Here is a 19019-nt window from a genome sequence, read left to right as displayed (position 1 = left end):
ATAATTAAATAATTAGCAAAATCGGTTCACCAGCGAGAAATAATATATGGAAAAAGGAATTTGCAATGTTTCGGTAGCGCCACTTCGGGCAGAAAACTCTCATCAGTCGGAGATGGTTTCCCAACTTCTCTATGGCGAAAAGGTGGAAATTATCGAAGAAAACGGAAGTTTTTCAAAAATAAAAATGGTTTTTGATGGCTACGAAGGTTGGATTGATGCAAAGCAAATTTCCAAGATTTCCGAGGAAGATTTTGCCCAAAAAACCGCGCAAATTCTTACTGAAGATTTTAAATTTTTTAATTTTAAGAAAGGTAAAATCCTGCTTTCCATAGGAAGTGAAATAGTTTCTGATGAAGAACAAACTTTGCGGGAAGCAACCGGGAAATCACTTTCTGAAACCGCGCAACGCTTTTTAAATGTCCCATATTTGTGGAGCGGACGAAGTTTTTTCGGGATTGATTGCAGCGGATTTACCCAGTTGCTTTTCAAAGTTCACGGAATTCAGCTGCCTAGAGATGCTTACCAGCAGGCGGAAGTGGGAAATTTTTTAGATTTTGTGGAAGAAAGTGAACCCGGAGATTTGGCATTTTTTGAAAATCAGGAAGGCAAAATTTCCCATGTGGGAATCATGTTGGAAGATCAAAAAATTATTCACGCTTACGGAAAAGTAAGAATCGATTTGCTGGATTCTACAGGAATTTTCAATAAAGATTTAGCAAAGCACACCCACAAATTGCGGTTTGTGAAACGAATTTTATAAAAATAGATTAGAAATAACGAAACTTCGGAACATGGTTTTTTGTAGAGAATTGTTAAAGTCGCATTTTGCAAAACGCTGATAATTTGATCATTCTGAAATGAAAATAAGTTTTTCCATTTTATTTTTTTATCTTTTGAATAACTTCAGAGAAACAAAAAAACTTTTGCAACTTTTGCGGTTTAAATTGCATTATTAATGAAATTCATCTACAACATATTCGTCTCCTTGCTGATTTTCTCGATGAAAATCGGGGCGATTTTTAATTATAAATTAAAAAAAGGTTTGGCTGGAAGAAGGCAATCTTGCGATACCGTGAAATCGAAATTTTCAGCCGAAGATCAAGTGATTTGGATGCACGCAGCGAGTTTGGGCGAATATGAACAAGGACTTCCTGTTTTGGAAAAATTGAAAGAAAAACTTCCTCATCACAAAATTCTCATTACTTTTTTTTCACCTTCCGGATACGAAAATGTGATTCATAAAAACACCATTGCCGATGCGATCTGCTATTTGCCGTTCGATAAAAAAATCTGGATAGACGAATTTACTTCTCATTTTAAAACCGATATTTTTTTCACTGTAAAATATGATTATTGGTATAATCTGTTGGCCAATTTAAAACAGAAAGGCGCTAAAATTTATGTCGTTTCCGCACTTTTTTATGAAACTCAGGTTTTTTTCAAAGCGTACGGGAACTGGTTTGTGGACCAACTTTCGAAGAATGTAAATTGGTTTTTTCATCAAACCACACATTCAACTGCTTTGGCGAAAAGCATTGGCCTTTCGAACTCTTCTACCGCAGGAGATACGAGATTTGACCGCGTAAAAAAGTTGAGAGAAAGAGATAATTTTGTGGAATATATCGACGAATTTAAACAAAATAAAAAGACCATCGTTTTCGGAAGTTCGTGGGAATCCGAGGAACGATTAGCTGAAATTGTCGCCTCGAAAAATCGGGATTTGAAAATGATTATTGCGCCACATGATTTGAAAAGAGTTGCCAATTTGAAGGAGATTTTCCCCAGTGCGATGCTCTATTCGCAATTGACGAATTCGCAGGTTTTTAATTCGTCCAATTCCCAAGTTCTTATTATCGATTGCATTGGCTTGCTTTCCAAACTATATTCTTATGGTGATCTGGCGGTTGTTGGCGGTGGTTTTCATTCCAAAGGACTTCATAATATTTTAGAGGCAGCAACATTTGGAATTCCAGTTCTTTTTGGTGATCATTACCAGAAAAATCCGGAAGCAGATGAGCTGATTGCGCAACACGGAGGCAAATCCTTTGAGGATGAATTTTTCGCAGCGCCTTATATTCTAAACCTTTTAAATGATGAGGAATCCATGAAAAAAATGAGCGAAAATGCTAGAAATTTCATCGATTCGCAACCGAATGCTTCGGATATTATTTTGAAGAAAATTTTATCGTAAAAATCCTTGGTTTTTAATGTTTTTTATGATTAAATCTAAGTTTTCCGGAAGGTTTTCAGATTGCAACCAATTGAAATCTATCCCGTTATTGATGAATAATTTCTCCAAATATCTGTTTTCATGAACTTTATCGTCGATTTTTCCTAAAATCTCATCAAATTCCATCCAATAATCTTCATCAATTTTCTTGATAAGCAATAAAGCGCGAACAATTTTATTGATTAAATAAATGTAGAGTTTATAGACGTTGTCGAATCTTTGCTTCGCAAAAGAATCATTGTTTTCCAAGATTTCATGAACCAAAAAAAGATTCAGATAAACCTCGCCGAATTTGTCGGTCGTTACTTTCACATGTTCGGTAATTTCAGCGCTGATTCTTCGGATGATCACCAGGTAATATTTCGGATTTGCAATGTATTTTGCGGCCAACATGGTTTTTTCACGAATATTTTCTTCCATTTGATCTCTTTTTTGATCGGTCGTTTCGGGATCAATCAGTTCAAAATAGAGTTTCTTCGAGAGTAATTTGTCCTTTTTCAACAAACGGAAAATCAATCGATCTTTTTCTATCGACGAAAATTCGCTTAAAGCCTGTTTGAATTCTTTTGAATATTCCATTAATTAAAAAGTTTTGAGTATTTCATAAATCCGTTCAAAGCCCAATTGGCAGTGTAATACAATGATTTTGCGGTTGAAAATTTCATGAAGTCTTTGTATACCAAATATTGGTCTTTCATGATGTTTGTTTTTTTTCGGGAAATGCTGGTTGCGTGCATTCGGTATTTCGCCATCGTTTTGGGAAGCGGTTTCCCAACGGAGATTTTCTTGAGCAAATTCAACCACATTACATGATCTTCGCGCTTGCTTCCTTCCGGGAAAAATTCGATTCCAACTCTTTGAGAATCATACATGGAACTTAATAAAGAAAGTCTGCAGGTTTTCAATAAATTGCCGAAAGTTACTTCTTTATCAGCTTTGAAATCTTCGATTTTTGGGCTCAGATTTTCGTCGCATCTCGCGTAATTGGAGTAGGCGAGTTCTGCATTTTCTTTTTTCATAAAAGCGACCATTTCTTCAAGGAAATTCGGTTCCCAGTAATCATCGGCATCTAAAAAAGTGATGAATCTTCCGGTGGCTTTTTCTAAAGATAAATTCCGGGCATGTCCAGCGCCACCATTTTTCTCGGAAATTGTGAGTTTTATCCGATGGTCATTGAGTTCCTGAATCATCTTCACAGAATCGTCTGTAGATTGATCGTCCGTAATCAGCCACTCCCAATCGGTGAAAGTTTGTGCAAATACCGATTCGATAGTTTGGGCTAAAAATTTTGATGAATTATAGACGGGCGTGATGATGGAAACTTCGGGCATCGAATTTTTATCTAAAGTTTTCACAAATTTACAATTATTAGTTTGATTTAAAATCCATTGTAAAATCTTAAATTTGTGACTTATTTAAAATTAGAACATGTTTTACGACCATCAATTCATAGAAAAAAAGTGGCAGAAATTCTGGGAAGAAAATCAAACCTACAAAACCGATAACAAAACGGATAAACCGAAATTTTATGTCTTAGATATGTTCCCTTATCCTTCTGGAGCGGGTTTACATGTTGGTCATCCGCTAGGTTACATCGCCTCCGATATTTATGCAAGATTCAAAAGACATCAAGGTTTTAATGTTTTGCATCCAATCGGTTATGATTCTTTTGGTTTGCCAGCGGAACAATATGCTATTCAAACAGGGCAACATCCGGCGATTACTACCGAGCAAAACATTAACCGCTACGAAGAACAATTAAGAAAAATAGGGTTCTCTTTCGATTGGAGCCGCGAGGTGAGAACTTCAGATGCATCTTATTATAAATGGACACAATGGATTTTTATAGAATTATTTCATTCTTGGTACAATAAATCTGCGGATAGAGCGGAATCTATCAAAACTTTGGTTGAACATTTTTCAAAATTTGGAACAGAAAATTTAAATGCCATTCAAAGTGATGAATTAAATTTCACCGCAGAAGAATGGAACTCAGCCGATGAAAACGAAAAACAAGATATTTTACTCAACTACAGATTGGCTTATAGAGCCGAAACTACAGTAAACTGGTGTCCAGCTTTGGGAACTGTTCTTGCGAATGATGAGGTAAAAGATGGGAAATCTGAACGTGGTGGTTATCCTGTTTTTCAGAAAAAAATGATGCAATGGAGCATGAGAATTACTGCTTATTCTGAAAGATTGTTAAATGGTTTAAAAACTTTAGATTGGCCACAACCGTTGAAGGATTCTCAGGAATATTGGATTGGAAAATCTCAAGGAGCGGCGGTGAAATTCAATGTTTCTGGAATGGAAGAACAGATTGAAGTTTTCACAACTCGTCCTGATACTATTTTCGGGGCTACATTTATGGTTTTAGCACCAGAAAATCCTTTAGTAGAGAAATTAACAACCGCTGAACAGAAATCTGATGTTGAAAATTACATCGAAGAAACTTCTAAAAAAACGGAACGTGATAGAATGGCAGACGTAAAAAACGTTTCCGGAGCGTTCACAGGAAGTTATGCGGTAAATCCTTTTACAGGGAAAAATATTCCGATTTATATTTCAGATTACGTGTTGATGGGTTATGGAACGGGTGCTGTAATGGCGGTTCCTGCGCATGATGAGCGCGATCACCGTTTTGCGAAAAAATTTGGTTTGGAAATCATTAATGTCATCGAAAATGATAAAGATGTTCAAGAAGAATCCTATGATTCTAAAGATTCGGTTTGCATCAATTCTGAATTTTTAAACGGACTGAATTATAATGATGCGAAAGCAAAAATAATTTCAGAAATCGAAAAATTAGGAATCGGTCACGGTACTACTAATTACAGACAACGTGATGCGATTTTCTCTCGTCAAAGATATTGGGGAGAACCAGTTCCTGTGTATTATAAAGAAGGAATGCCTTACACTTTGCCGGTTTCTGCATTGCCTTTGGAATTGCCGGAAGTGGAGAAATATTTACCAACAGAAGACGGCGATCCACCATTAGGAAATGCGAAAAATTTCGCTTGGGATGAAGAGAATCAAAAAGTAGTTTCTGTTGATTTAATTGATGAAAAAACCGTTTTCCCGATTGAACTTTCTACGATGCCGGGTTGGGCAGGAAGTTCTTGGTATTTCCTGAGATATATGGATCCGAAAAATGACGAAGAATTCTGTGCAAAAGATTTATCAGATTATTGGGGACAAGTAGATTTATACATTGGCGGAAGCGAGCACGCAACTGGTCACTTGCTGTATTCCCGTTTTTGGAATATGTTTTTGAAAGACAGAGGTTACATTAACCAAAATGAACCTTTCCAAAAATTGATTAATCAAGGAATGATTTTGGGAATGAGTGCTTTTGTCTATAGAATTGGCATTACCGATTATAGAGAAGGTTTGGTTAATAAATTAGAGAATGTTGTTTTTAATGAAGAGGAAAATAGACTTATTGATGAAATTCTAAAAAAGAATAGTAAGCTTTTTATTTCAACTAATCTTATTCCTAAAGATTTTATTTCCAATTATAAAGATGATAAAACGTACTATTCTTCTGTATTTAGAATTATTCGTGAACATATACTAAGACAATTTTTTCAAAATGCAGACATTGAAAAGTTAATTTATGCATTTGATGTAAATTTAAATAAAATCCACGTTGATGTCTCTTTATTAAAAGGAGCAACAGACGAATTAGATACTGAAGCTTTTAAAAATTGGAGAGCAGAATATAAAGATGCTGAATTTATTTTAGAAGACGGAAAATACATCACCGAAAGGGAGGTTGAAAAAATGTCCAAGTCTAAATACAACGTTGTCAATCCAGATGATATTTGTGAAGAATACGGAGCGGATTGTTTGCGTTTGTACGAAATGTTCCTTGGACCTTTAGAACAATCAAAACCATGGAATACACAAGGTTTGAGCGGAGTTTACGGATTTTTGAAGAAATTCTATAACTTATATTATAATGGAGATGTTTTCGAGGTTTCGGATGAAGAGCCGACGAAAGAAGAATATAAAGTACTTCATACCTTAATAAAGAAAGTAATTTCCGATATTAATCAGTTCTCTTTCAATACTTCGGTTTCGTCATTTATGATTGCGGTAAATGAGTTCCAAAAACTTAAAACCAATAAAAGAAAAATTCTAGAAGCACTCGCGATCGTTGTTTCGCCTTATGCACCGCACATTTCTGAAGAACTTTGGCAAGGATTGGGGCATAAAAATTCAATTGAGTTCGAGAAATTCCCGGAATTTGAAGAAAAATACTTGGTAGAAGATGAGATCGAGTATCCGGTGAGTTTTAATGGGAAGATGAGGTTCAAATTGACTTTGCCTGCAGATTTATCAGCACCACAAATTGAAGAATTGGCTTTGAAAGATGAACGCGTTTTGCAACAATTGGCTGGAAATAATCCAAAAAAGATAATTATCGTACCAAAAAAAATCATTAATATTGTTCTGTAATTGAAAAGTTGTAAAAAAAAACACATGGAACAATCGTAAAAAAAAAGGTTGAAATCTTGTTAATTTTTAATTGTACTTTTAAAATTGAAAAATATCAGCAAAATTTGGTATAAAAATTACAAATAATGCAATGTTAATGATTGTTAACCTACAAAAAAAATAATTTTAATGAGGGTAAATCCTTGCATTATTAAATATTTTGACTTTATTTTACACTCGAAAAATTTAAAAAAAATAACAATTATAATTTAGTTTAGTATGGAAATGAATGTTTCAAACAACGAGGAGCAAGTAGTTGCTAAAAAGTTAGGGGGATTAAATCCTGCGTTAATTATTCCTATTCTTATCGCTATAGGAATTTGTATTTATGTATTTGTTTTAGGTAATCCAGGGAACTTTAAGGCTGATCCAAGATTGAATGGGCTTTCTTCAGTTGCTTTCTCTGATTTAGAATCTAAAGAATTACATCCAAGCGGATTTATGGGGATTATATATATGGGTGGAGTTATCGTTCCTATTCTAATCTCTTTCATGATTATCGTAATCGTGTTCTCTATCGAGCGTGCATTAGTTCTTAGAAAAGCTGCTGGTAAAGGAAATGTTGACAACTTTGTTTTAAATGTAAGAAGATTGCTTAACCAAAACAAAATAGATGAAGCTTTAGAAGAGTGCGACAGACAGGAAGGTTCTGTCGGAAACGTAGTAAAAGAAGGTTTAACTACCTACAAAGCTTTGGCTCATGATAATACAATGAACAAAGAACAAAAAATGGTAGCGCTTAACAAATCTATCGAAGAAGCTACAACTCTTGAAATGCCAATGCTAGAGAAAAACATGATGATTCTTTCCACCTTAGGTACAGTAGCAACGTTAGTAGCACTGTTGGGTACAGTAATCGGGATGATCAAGGCGTTTAGTGCATTAGGATCAGGCGGTGGTACTCCAGATTCTGCAGCGTTATCAATTGGTATCTCTGAAGCACTTGTAAATACCGCTTTAGGTATTGGTACTTCTGCAGTTGCGATTATTCTTTATAACTATTTTACTTCTAAGATCGACGAACTTACTTTCAAAATTGACGAAATTGCAATGTCAATTCAGCAATCTTTCGCAGAATTTCACTAAGAAATTTCGTATCGATGTTAACAGATTTGGTTTCTTGAAGCCGATCTAAAACAAGAAGTTTAATAATAAAATATAATAATAATGGCGAGAGTCAAACCAAAAAGACATAACATTAGGGTAGATATGACGGCGATGACCGATGTATCCTTCCTACTCCTTACGTTCTTTATCCTTACGGCTCAGTTTGCAAAACCTGATATTGAGACGGTAACAACGCCATCTTCTATCTCTGAAAAGCTCCTTCCGGATGCGAGTTTAATGACTGTGCTTAGTACAACCGACGGCAAATTCTATTTTACTCCCGTTGAGAACGGTACCGAAAGAATGGCATTGCTAGATAAAATGGGGGCGAAATATGGAATAAAATTTACTGATGCCGAGAAAGTTGCTTTCACTAAAGTGCAATCAGTAGGTGTTCCGATGAATCAATTGAAAGGATATTTGAATCTTTCCGATGATGACCGTAAAGCTTTCAAAAGCCAAACCGGAATTCCATTGGACAGTACTAATAAGCAATTAATCGATTGGGTAGAACAAAGTTTAGCCGTAAACCCTGATTACAAATTGGCAATCAAAGGTGATGTGCAAACAAAATATCCAAAAGTAAAAGCTTTATTTGAAGGATTAAGAGATATCGATTTCTTAAAATTCTGGTTAATAACAAGTCAGGAAGTGGCGCAATAATATAGAAATGGCAGAAGTACAAGTAAAAGACAACAGCGGGAAAGGCGGTAAGGTACGCTCGAAGAAGCAAGCCCCACACGTAGATTTAACCCCAATGGTGGATTTGGCGTTCCTTTTGATTACATTCTTTATGTTGGTAACTACTTTCAACAAACCGAATGTGATGGATCTAGGTCTTCCGGCAAAACCAAAACCGGATGCACCAAAACCCCCTCCAACGGAAATTGATTTATCCAATTCAATTTCTCTAATTATAGGAAAAGACAATAGAATTTTCTATCATCAGTTAGACCAAGCTGGACTCAATGAGCAAACGCTTCAGGAAACATCTTTTGATAGAGAAGGGATTACTAAAGTAATAGAGCAAGCAAAAGCCAGAGCAAAGGATCAAAGTAAATTTACAGTGATCATTAAGCCTACGGACGATGCAGTATATAAGAACTTTGTAGATATTCTAGATGAAATGGCGATTACCAAGAATGAAATATACGGTATTACCGATGTGAAAAGTTGGGAACAAGCCGTTTATGACAAAAAAGTGGGTGCTAATTCAGCACCGGCAGCTCCAGCAGCTGGCGCTAAGTAGGATGTCTTATAATAATATTTAAAAGAAAGAATAAATGGCAGAAGATAACACATACAACAGTAATCTATCTTTAGATGAAATTGTATTTGAAAACAGAAATAAAGCCTATGGAGCTTATGATCTGAGAACCAACTACAGATCTGTTCTTACCAAGGCGTTTATTTTCGGTACCATTCTTTTTTGCGTTGCTGCGTTTACACCATTTGTGATAATGAAAATTAAGCAAATGACTGCTAAAGAAACTCAGGAAGTTAATGCAAACTTGATAGAAATTATACCGGAAGAAACAATTATCGAGGAACCAGTTGAAGAAGAACCACCTCCACCACCGCCACCAAAAGAAGAACCACCACAACAAGAGGTTATTCAGAACGTGGTACCAGAGCCAGTAAAGGCACCAAAAGTGGAAACTCCACCGCCGCCAATCACAGAACAGTTGAAAACAACTACTGGTTTGGTTACCCAAGAAGGGGTAAAGACGCCTTCTTACACACCGCCACCACCGCCACCAGGTCCAAGTAAATCGACCACGGTGGAAGTAAAACCTCAAGTTTCAGAAACTCAGGTTTATACAGAGGTTGAGCAACTTGCTGAATTCCCTGGAGGTATCAACTCATTCAGAAGTAAGGTGCAAAACAGCTTCGACACTTCAGTAATGGATGGTGATGAAGGAACAGTAAAAACCGAAATTACTTTTGTAGTTGAGCGTGATGGTAGTATTACCGACGTTAAGGCTACGGGTCCTAACAAGGATTTCAATGCGGAAGCAATGAGAACAGTTAAATCTGTCAAAAATAAATGGGCTCCTGCTAAAATTAATGGTCAAGCCGTACGTTATCGTTACAGATTACCATTAACAATGCAGTTCGAATAATTCTCAGAAAGAATTTTGTATTATAAAAGAGAAGCTTGTGCTTCTCTTTTTTTTATTTTTTGTATTTTTGATTTATGATATTTAATTGGTTGTCACTTATCGCAGGATTCTTATACATCGTTTTAGGGATCGTTGTCATCATTTATAAATTTTTTATTATTTTCCTCGAACCAAACATTGCATACGCTATGGGAGCATTGCTTATCCTTTACGGAATATTCAGAATTGGGCGAGTGGTTTATAGAATTCGACAAGAGAAAGATGAAGAATAGTTTTAAAATTTTCGCTTTAGTTTTTTTTACTCTGTTTATATCTTGTAAGAAAACGGATAGAGTGGTAGATGATCCTCAGCAGGGAACCATCACCATCGCTGCTGATGAATCTTTTCAAAGTGTTGCCCAAGCATTAACCGATAGATATATGGCCTTGAATCCTAATACTAAAATTATTCTAGAGATTAAGAAGGAGGATTTGGCGTTTCTGGATTTGTTGGATAATAAAGTTAGGGCTATTATTATGTCAAGAGATTTAACAGAAGAAGAGAAAGCTGCTTACAAAAATAAAATCGACATGGATATGCTCCCCGCGAAGTTCGCAGTGGATGCGGTGGTTTTTGTAGTTTCGAAGAATTCTTCGAGATCATCAATTTCAATGGAAGAAATCCAAACGGAATTGCAATCTGAGGATAAAAAATTGATTTTCGATGGAACCAATTCTAGTAACTTAAATTTTGTAGCTCAGAAATTAAATAAAACTCCCTCCGAATTGAAATTTTCTGTCATTAGCGGGAATAAAAATATCATCGAAGAAATTAACAAATTCCCTAACAAAATTGGAGTAATTAGTCTTAATACGATCAGCAGACCATATGATAAAGAGTCTGAAAATCTTAGAAATTCTGTGAAAATACTTCCGGTAGTTTCGAATAATAAGTCCTATACTCCAGACATCCAAAATCTCAGAACATTGAAGTATCCATTTGCCAGAGTTTTGTATTTCATTACCAATGAAGCTTACTATGGTTTAGCAAATGGACTGATTCGGTTTTCTTGTCAACAATTAGGACAAATAGTTGTCTCTAAAGAAGGTCTTCAGCCCTACAATATTTTCCAACGAGAGGTTCAGATGCGTTAATTTTTATTAAAATTGAGTCTCAGAAGAAAATTTTTTACTTTTGGTATAAAAATTGGGATTAACTTGGCCTAATATTAATATTAAATAATTAAAATTAAAGATATAATGAACGTAACAAAAAAAATTGCTTTAGGAGTTGCGGTTGGATTCTTCTCCAACTTCGCTTTTGCACAGACTTTACAAGATGGAATTGCAAGTGCTGATAGCCATAAGTACGCGAATGCGAAACAGGTATTCAAGCAAATGGTTACCAAATCTCCAACAGCAGAAAATTATTTTTACTTAGGAAACTCTTATCTCACCCAATTTGAACCAAATTTCGAATTGGCACTAGAGAATTTCAATAAAGGTTTAGCAGCAGACAAAAAAAGTAATCTAAATAAATTAGGTTTGGCTTCTGTAAAACTAGCAAAAGGCGATAAATCTGCTGTCGCTGAAATCCAAAGGATTGTAAGTGATGCAAGAGATAAAGATCCTGAAGTTCTTTACAGAGCTGCGGAAGCGCTAACGCTGTTCGGTGGAGCAAGCAATGCTGATTTAGCGATTGATTTCCTAAATAGAGCGGTTGAAAAATCGCAAAAAAGTGGTACTCCAGCGTACTATTATTATACATTAGGAGATGCGTACCGTTTGAAATTGACGAATTCTCCGCAAGTTGCAGGTTCTGCGATGACAGCTTATGACAAAGCATTGCCTATTGCAAAGAATAAAGCATCAGTTTATACAAGAATTGGTACCCTTTGGATGCAAGCTCAGCAATGGCAAAAAGCAAAAGAAAGTATCGATAGAGCAATAGCTTCCGATCCAACTTATGCACCGGCTTATAAAGCAAAAGCGGCTTACAATATCAAATATCAGAACAATGCTTTGGCAACTCAGGATTTGATGAACTATGCAAAATATGCTGATGAAGATCCGGATACTCAATTAGAAATTTCTAAATTATTCTTTACTAATGAAGATTATGCAAATTCTAAAACTTATTTAGATAAAGTATTTGATAAAGTTAATGATCCTATCAAATATAAATTGAGAGCTTATCTTCAATATGCTGACGGAGATTATGCTGCAGCAAAAGCAAGTATGGATGAATTTATCGCTAAAGCTGAAAAATCTAGAATACAACCAGCTGATCAAGGTTTATTAGGTTTGATCGCTGCAGGATTAGCCCATAAAGAAACCGATGCTGCTAAAAAGTCTGCCTTAACTACCGAAGCGCAACAGAAAATTGCAATAGCTAAAGCGGCTAAAGATGAAACGATGAATTGGGATGCGGAATTATTGAAGATTAAAGGCGGTGGCGGAATCAGTCAATCTGCAGTAGATTCGGGACCAACAACGCCCCAAATCGAAGAGTTGAAGAAGAAAGTAGTTGAAAATCCGCAAGATACAGATGCTTTATTTAAATTGGCCAATGCATATCAGGAAGCAAAAAACTGGAATGGAGCAATTCTTTCTTGGCAAAAAATGAGTGGTTTACTTCCTGATTGGGCACCAGCTTATTATAGCCAAGGTTATGCATACCAACAAGCAGGTAATAACGAATTGGCGAAAATGGCGTATGAGAAGTTTATCGCTACTGTGAAGCCAGCTGATGTTGAAGCCAATAAAGAGACATTGTCTTATGCATATTTTGCAGTGGCTTACTTAGTAAAAGACAGCGATATCGCAAAAGCTAAAGAATATGCAGCGAAATCGGTTCAGTTGAATCCTACTTATCAAGATGCTATCAACCTTAATAAAGCATTAAATAAGTAATTTACTCTTTTAATATTCCCAAATCCCACTCTTTTAAGTGGGATTTTTTATGTTCTATAATAGGATATTTCATACGATGTTAATTTTTTCCTTCAGATATTCAGCAAGTTGAGTATGATTTAGAAAAATAGGTTAGAAAAAATTTGGAAAGGGAGAAAAAGTTGGTATCTTTGCAAACCCAAACAGAGAGATTTGTTAAAGGGGAGCGAAGTAGGGATTAGATTGAATTAGATAGTAATGATGATTGATAAGGCTTACGAAAAAAAAGTTTTAAAAATTTTACAAGAAACATTTGGTCAATTAAAAAATAGTTTATACTTTTGCACACGCAAATCAGGGAACTGAACGACAGAACAAGTTCACTGAGATAAAAGCGGAAGAAGAGAGATCATTGAAAATACAATAACAACCAAAAAAGTAAGGAAAAACTAAAGCGTCAATTTTTTTTGAGTGAGTCAGACAAACATACAATGGAGAGTTTGATCCTGGCTCAGGATGAACGCTAGCGGGAGGCCTAACACATGCAAGCCGAGCGGTAGAGTTCCTTCGGGAACTTGAGAGCGGCGTACGGGTGCGTAACACGTGTGCAACCTACCTTTATCTGGGGGATAGCCTTTCGAAAGGAAGATTAATACCCCATAATATAATGATTGGCATCAATTATTATTGAAAACTCCGGTGGATAGAGATGGGCACGCGCAAGATTAGATAGTTGGTGAGGTAACGGCTCACCAAGTCAATGATCTTTAGGGGTCCTGAGAGGGAGATCCCCCACACTGGTACTGAGACACGGACCAGACTCCTACGGGAGGCAGCAGTGAGGAATATTGGACAATGGGTGAGAGCCTGATCCAGCCATCCCGCGTGAAGGATGACGGTCCTATGGATTGTAAACTTCTTTTGTACAGGGATAAACCTACCCTCGTGAGGGTAGCTGAAGGTACTGTACGAATAAGCACCGGCTAACTCCGTGCCAGCAGCCGCGGTAATACGGAGGGTGCAAGCGTTATCCGGATTTATTGGGTTTAAAGGGTCCGTAGGCGGACTTGTAAGTCAGTGGTGAAATCTCATAGCTTAACTATGAAACTGCCATTGATACTGCAGGTCTTGAGTAAATTTGAAGTGGCTGGAATAAGTAGTGTAGCGGTGAAATGCATAGATATTACTTAGAACACCAATTGCGAAGGCAGGTCACTAAGATTTAACTGACGCTGATGGACGAAAGCGTGGGGAGCGAACAGGATTAGATACCCTGGTAGTCCACGCCGTAAACGATGCTAACTCGTTTTTGGATTTTCGGATTCAGAGACCAAGCGAAAGTGATAAGTTAGCCACCTGGGGAGTACGTCCGCAAGGATGAAACTCAAAGGAATTGACGGGGGCCCGCACAAGCGGTGGATTATGTGGTTTAATTCGATGATACGCGAGGAACCTTACCAAGACTTAAATGGGAATTGACAGGTCTAGAAATAGACCCTCCTTCGGGCAATTTCCAAGGTGCTGCATGGTTGTCGTCAGCTCGTGCCGTGAGGTGTTAGGTTAAGTCCTGCAACGAGCGCAACCCCTGTCACTAGTTGCTAACATTTAGTTGAGGACTCTAGTGAGACTGCCTACGCAAGTAGAGAGGAAGGTGGGGATGACGTCAAATCATCACGGCCCTTACGTCTTGGGCCACACACGTAATACAATGGCCGGTACAGAGGGCAGCTACCTAGCGATAGGATGCAAATCTCGAAAGCCGGTCTCAGTTCGGATTGGAGTCTGCAACTCGACTCTATGAAGCTGGAATCGCTAGTAATCGCGCATCAGCCATGGCGCGGTGAATACGTTCCCGGGCCTTGTACACACCGCCCGTCAAGCCATGGAAGTCTGGGGTACCTGAAGTCGGTGACCGTAAAAGGAGCTGCCTAGGGTAAAACAGGTAACTAGGGCTAAGTCGTAACAAGGTAGCCGTACCGGAAGGTGCGGCTGGAACATCTCATTTTAGAGCGTCTTTAGACGATAAACAAACAAGATACTTAAAGTATCACAAGCACTTACTCAAAAGATGCTTTAGTTTTTTTACTTTGGTTGGTATTAAAAAAAATACACCCACTAGAAATTAGTACAGGGAAGAGAGATAATTAACAATTATTAATTAATAATTATTAATTAGAGAGAGTCTCGTAGCTCAGCTGGTTAGAGCGCTACACTGATAATGTAGAGGTCGGCAGTTCGAGCCTGCCCGAGACTACTAATTGAAAAGATGGAAAGACATCAGATATGAGACATCAGACATTAAGTCTAAAGTCTGTAATCTGACATCTGAAGTCTACTAGCGGGGAATTAGCTCAGCTGGCTAGAGCGCCTGCCTTGCACGCAGGAGGTCAAGGGTTCGACTCCCTTATTCTCCACAGTATTAAGATTTTGATTTAAAAGTTACGGATAGAGCCAAAAACAATATCTGTTCATCAGGAACTTAATAAGAAATAAGATCATTGACATTAACGATAAGAACATCACAAAGAGAAAACCGAGCACTTACGGGTGCGGAGTTTACAAATAATAAGGTAACACGGTTGTGTTATCTGAACTAAAACTAAACTAATTTAACAATTAGGAAAGAAATCGTTAAGGGCGTATGGCGGATGCCTAGGCTTTCAGAGGCGACGAAGGACGTGGTAAGCTGCGAAAAGCTCGGGGGATCGGCACACACGAATTGATCCCGAGATGTCCGAATGGGGCAACCCGGCTGGTTGAAGACCAGTCACCTCGCAAGAGGAGCAAACCCGGAGAACTGAAACATCTAAGTACCCGGAGGAAAAGAAATCGAAGAGATTCCGTAAGTAGTGGCGAGCGAAAGCGGATTAGCCCAAAAGCTTTTATATGTTTAATAGAATGTTCTGGAAAGAACAGCCATAGAGGGTGATAGCCCCGTATATGAAAGGCATATTAAAGTGATAAATGAGTAGGGCGGGACACGTGAAATCCTGTCTGAATATGGGGGGACCATCCTCCAAGGCTAAATACTCCTGAAAGACCGATAGTGAACAAGTACTGTGAAGGAAAGGTGAAAAGCACTTCGAATAGAAGGGTGAAAGAGAACCTGAAACCGTACGCCTACAAGCGGTCGGAGCAGATTTATTCTGTGACGGCGTGCCTTTTGCATAATGAGCCTACGAGTTAATTTTACTAGCGAGCTTAAGCACTTCAGGTGCGGAGGCGGAGCGAAAGCGAGTCTGAATAGGGCGGATAGTTAGTAGGATTAGACGCGAAACCTTGTGATCTACCCATGGGCAGGTTGAAGCTTTGGTAACACAAAGTGGAGGACCGAACCGGTTGACGTTGAAAAGTCTTCGGATGACTTGTGGGTAGGGGTGAAAGGCCAATCAAACTGGGAGATAGCTCGTACTCCCCGAAATGCATTTAGGTGCAGCGTCGATGTTAAGTTTATTAGAGGTAGAGCTACTGATTGGATGCGGGGGAGTCAAATCCTACCAATTCCTGACAAACTCCGAATGCTAATAAATGTTCGTCGGCAGTGAGGGCATGGGTGCTAAGGTCCATGTCCGAGAGGGAAAGAACCCGGACCAACAGCTAAGGTCCCCAAATCTATACTAAGTTGAAATAACGCGGTTGAACTGCATTGACAGCTAGGATGTTGGCTTGGAAGCAGCCATTCATTTAAAGAGTGCGTAACAGCTCACTAGTCGAGCGGTTCGGCATGGATAATAATCGGGCATAAGTATAGTACCGAAGCTATGGATTTATAACTTTTGAGTTATATCTGGTAGGGGAGCATTCTGTTTGCGCCGAAGCAGTATCGTGAGGTATTGTGGAGCGGACAGAAAAGAAAATGTAGGCATAAGTAACGATAAAGCGGGCGAGAAACCCGCTCACCGAAAGACTAAGGTTTCCTCAGCCATGCTAATCAGCTGAGGGTTAGTCGGGACCTAACGCGAACCCGAAAGGGGAAGTGGATGGACAATGGGTTAATATTCCCATACTTGCTCACACTAAAAAGGGGACGGATTTACGTACTTGCTGGAGACTGACGGAATAGTCAAGGCCTAGCCTTCGGGCGAAGCTGCTGCAGGGAAATAGATTCCAAGAAAAGCCGAAGTGAAGCAACCCGTACCAAAACCGACACAGGTAGTCGAGGAGAGAATCCTAAGGTGCTAGAGTGAATCATGGTTAAGGAACTAGGCAAAATAGTCTCGTAACTTCGGAAGAAGAGACGCCAGCAGCAATGCTGGCCGCAGTGAAGAGGCCCAGGCGACTGTTTATCAAAAACACAGGACTCTGCTAAATCGAAAGATGCTGTATAGGGTCTGACACCTGCCCGGTGCTGGAAGGTTAAGGAAGGTTGTTAGCGTAAGCGAAGCAATTGACTGAAGCCCCAGTAAACGGCGGCCGTAACTATAACGGTCCTAAGGTAGCGAAATTCCTTGTCGGGTAAGTTCCGACCTGCACGAATGGTGTAACGATCTGGGCACTGTCTCAACCATGAGCTCTGTGAAATTGTAGTATCGGTGAAGATGCCGATTACCCGCAATGGGACGAAAAGACCCTGTGAACCTTTACTATAACTTCGTATTGACTTTGAATAAACAATGTGTAGGATAGGTGGGAGACTTTGAAGCTGGCACGCTAGTGTCGGTGGAGTCAACGTTGAAATACCACCCTTTGTTTATTTGGAGCCTAACTTGAGAGATCAAGGACATTGCGTGGTGGGTAGTTTGACTGGGGTGGTCGCCTCCAAAAGAGTAACGGAGGCTTTCAAAGGTACCCTCAGCACGCTTGGTAACCGTGCGTAGAGTGTAATGGCATAAGGGTGCTTGACTGTGAGACCTACAAGTCGATCAGGTGCGAAAGCAGGACATAGTGATCCGGTGGTTCCGTATGGAAGGGCCATCGCTCATAGGATAAAAGGTACTCCGGGGATAACAGGCTAGTCTCCCCCAAGAGCTCACATCGACGGGGAGGTTCGGCACCTCGATGTCGGCTCGTCACATCCTGGGGCTGGAGAAGGTCCCAAGGGTTGGGCTGTTCGCCCATTAAAGTGGCACGCGAGCTGGGTTCAGAACGTCGTGAGACAGTTCGGTCTCTATCTATTGCGGGCGTTAGATGTTTGAGAGGGCTTGAATCTAGTACGAGAGGACCGATTTGAACAAACCTCTGGTGTATCAGTTGTACCGCCAGGTGCACCGCTGAGTAGCTACGTTTGGAAAGGATAAGCACTGAAAGCATATAAGTGCGAAACCTGCCTCAAGATGAGACATCTTTTAAGGGTCGTTGGAGATGACAACGTTGATAGGCTACAGGTGTAAAGTTGGTAACAGCATAGCCGAGTAGTACTAATTACCCGTAGATTTATAGCCTAATAAGGCGCACCGTAAGTGCATCAAAGGTTTACTCTTTGTGAAAGTTTTTATCGATAAATAGACATCAGATGTAAGACATCAGAAATCAGACCATAAAGTCTGAAATCTCTTATCTGAAATCTGTCATCTAAATACATATTTAGGGTGGTTTTAGCAGAGGGGCTCACCTGTTCCCATTCCGAACACAGAAGTTAAGCCCTCTAGCGCCGATGGTACTGCGAAAGCGGGAGAGTAGGTCGCCGCCAGTTTTTTTTAAAAGCTCAATCATTTTTTTGATTGAGCTTTTTTTATTTATAAACTAATAGCATTAGAAAATAATCGAATACAATAAATTGGAGGTGCAGTGTATTCTTTTTTTGTAGAAAATACGTCTATATAGTATTTAAAATTTACTCTTGGAAATTAGACACTTGTTGAGAAAAACTACGTCGTTATATCGCTTTTACCTCTATTGTCATCCGTGAAATTTGCTTTCTAAACATTTTAATGGAAGAGTATAAAAGAATCTTCTAGATCATCTTATTTTTAAACGAAAGCGCAACAAATAATCAAGATTGAACAATCAATCAAATGAATAATATTTGACATCTAATATTTTTTTTATTTTATAAAGATTATTAAAATTCAAGTTGAGTAGTGGTAAAATTTGACTTCGTCATTCATCTGCGTAGTTCCAGCTTATTCCTTCAACCCAATATTTTTTATTGATTCCAATCAATTTGATTTAATCATCAAGTAACTTTTTAGTTTAATTATTAATTTAGAAAGTTTCGATATCATATTTCAACCCGTTATCAATGTTTT

At 38.4% G+C, this 19019-nt stretch carries 11 protein-coding genes, 2 tRNA genes and 3 rRNA genes; 14 read left to right on the top strand and 2 right to left on the bottom strand.

The window, feature by feature from the left end; translation table 11 throughout:
- Nucleotides 1-46: 46 nt before the first annotated feature.
- The gene (locus H0S70_RS09375) at nucleotides 47-760 is read left to right on the top strand and encodes a C40 family peptidase (RefSeq protein WP_188320600.1); all 714 of its coding nucleotides are present in this window, start codon (nucleotides 47-49) and stop codon (nucleotides 758-760) included.
- 195 nt (nucleotides 761-955) lie between these two features.
- Complete coding sequence (locus tag H0S70_RS09370; RefSeq protein WP_123248846.1) at nucleotides 956-2191, top strand: 3-deoxy-D-manno-octulosonic acid transferase; 1236 nt, start codon at nucleotides 956-958, stop codon at nucleotides 2189-2191.
- Here H0S70_RS09370 and H0S70_RS09365 read toward each other — a convergent pair.
- Together H0S70_RS09365 and H0S70_RS09360 are read right to left on the bottom strand one after the other, a co-directional pair.
- Nucleotides 2183-2809, bottom strand: a complete 627-nt coding sequence (locus H0S70_RS09365; RefSeq protein WP_123248847.1) for a deoxyuridine 5'-triphosphate nucleotidohydrolase — start codon at nucleotides 2807-2809, stop codon at nucleotides 2183-2185. The genes H0S70_RS09370 and H0S70_RS09365 overlap by 9 nt on opposite strands.
- Entirely contained in the window at nucleotides 2809-3561 is a 753-nt protein-coding gene (locus tag H0S70_RS09360) for a glycosyltransferase family 2 protein (RefSeq protein ID WP_188322221.1), read from the bottom strand. The genes H0S70_RS09365 and H0S70_RS09360 overlap by 1 nt, the downstream gene beginning before the upstream one ends.
- Before the next feature lie 97 nt (nucleotides 3562-3658).
- Here H0S70_RS09360 and H0S70_RS09355 point away from each other — a divergent pair, with 97 nt between their 5' ends.
- From H0S70_RS09355 to rrf, 12 genes are all read left to right on the top strand, one after another.
- Entirely contained in the window at nucleotides 3659-6691 is a 3033-nt protein-coding gene (locus tag H0S70_RS09355; RefSeq protein WP_188320599.1) for a leucine--tRNA ligase, read from the top strand.
- A 258-nt stretch (nucleotides 6692-6949) separates the two neighbouring features.
- Nucleotides 6950-7816 (top strand): MotA/TolQ/ExbB proton channel family protein, encoded by an 867-nt coding sequence (locus tag H0S70_RS09350; RefSeq protein WP_188320598.1) that lies wholly within the window; start codon nucleotides 6950-6952, stop codon nucleotides 7814-7816.
- 81 nt (nucleotides 7817-7897) lie between these two features.
- On the top strand, nucleotides 7898-8500 hold the full coding sequence (locus tag H0S70_RS09345) for an ExbD/TolR family protein (protein WP_031501573.1): 603 nt from the start codon (nucleotides 7898-7900) through the stop codon (nucleotides 8498-8500).
- Nucleotides 8501-8507: 7 nt separating this feature from the next.
- The gene (locus H0S70_RS09340) at nucleotides 8508-9086 is read left to right on the top strand and encodes an ExbD/TolR family protein (RefSeq protein WP_188320597.1); all 579 of its coding nucleotides are present in this window, start codon (nucleotides 8508-8510) and stop codon (nucleotides 9084-9086) included.
- Between the two features lie 34 nt (nucleotides 9087-9120).
- Nucleotides 9121-9960 (top strand): energy transducer TonB, encoded by an 840-nt coding sequence (locus tag H0S70_RS09335; RefSeq protein ID WP_188320596.1) that lies wholly within the window; start codon nucleotides 9121-9123, stop codon nucleotides 9958-9960.
- Between the two features lie 261 nt (nucleotides 9961-10221).
- Nucleotides 10222-11094, top strand: coding sequence for a PstS family phosphate ABC transporter substrate-binding protein (locus H0S70_RS09330; RefSeq protein ID WP_188322220.1), 873 nt, complete (start codon nucleotides 10222-10224; stop codon nucleotides 11092-11094).
- Between the two features lie 105 nt (nucleotides 11095-11199).
- On the top strand, nucleotides 11200-12852 hold the full coding sequence (locus H0S70_RS09325) for a tetratricopeptide repeat protein (protein WP_228453706.1): 1653 nt from the start codon (nucleotides 11200-11202) through the stop codon (nucleotides 12850-12852).
- Between the two features lie 467 nt (nucleotides 12853-13319).
- A 16S ribosomal RNA gene (locus H0S70_RS09320) occupies nucleotides 13320-14836 on the top strand.
- A gap of 175 nt (nucleotides 14837-15011) precedes the next feature.
- Nucleotides 15012-15085: transfer RNA gene (locus H0S70_RS09315), tRNA-Ile, on the top strand.
- A gap of 86 nt (nucleotides 15086-15171) precedes the next feature.
- Nucleotides 15172-15245: transfer RNA gene (locus tag H0S70_RS09310), tRNA-Ala, on the top strand.
- 207 nt (nucleotides 15246-15452) lie between these two features.
- Nucleotides 15453-18212 (top strand): 23S ribosomal RNA (locus tag H0S70_RS09305).
- A gap of 143 nt (nucleotides 18213-18355) precedes the next feature.
- A 5S ribosomal RNA gene (gene rrf, locus H0S70_RS09300) occupies nucleotides 18356-18463 on the top strand.
- Together the 16S, 23S and 5S rRNA genes with 2 tRNA genes alongside form the textbook arrangement of a ribosomal RNA operon.
- Nucleotides 18464-19019 lie beyond the last annotated feature (556 nt).

Source organism: Chryseobacterium manosquense (assembly GCF_014623485.1).
Lineage (GTDB): Bacteria > Bacteroidota > Bacteroidia > Flavobacteriales > Weeksellaceae > Kaistella > Kaistella haifensis.
The sequence above is the reverse complement of the archived record's forward strand: the minus strand, read 5'-3'. Positions and strand labels throughout refer to the sequence as shown.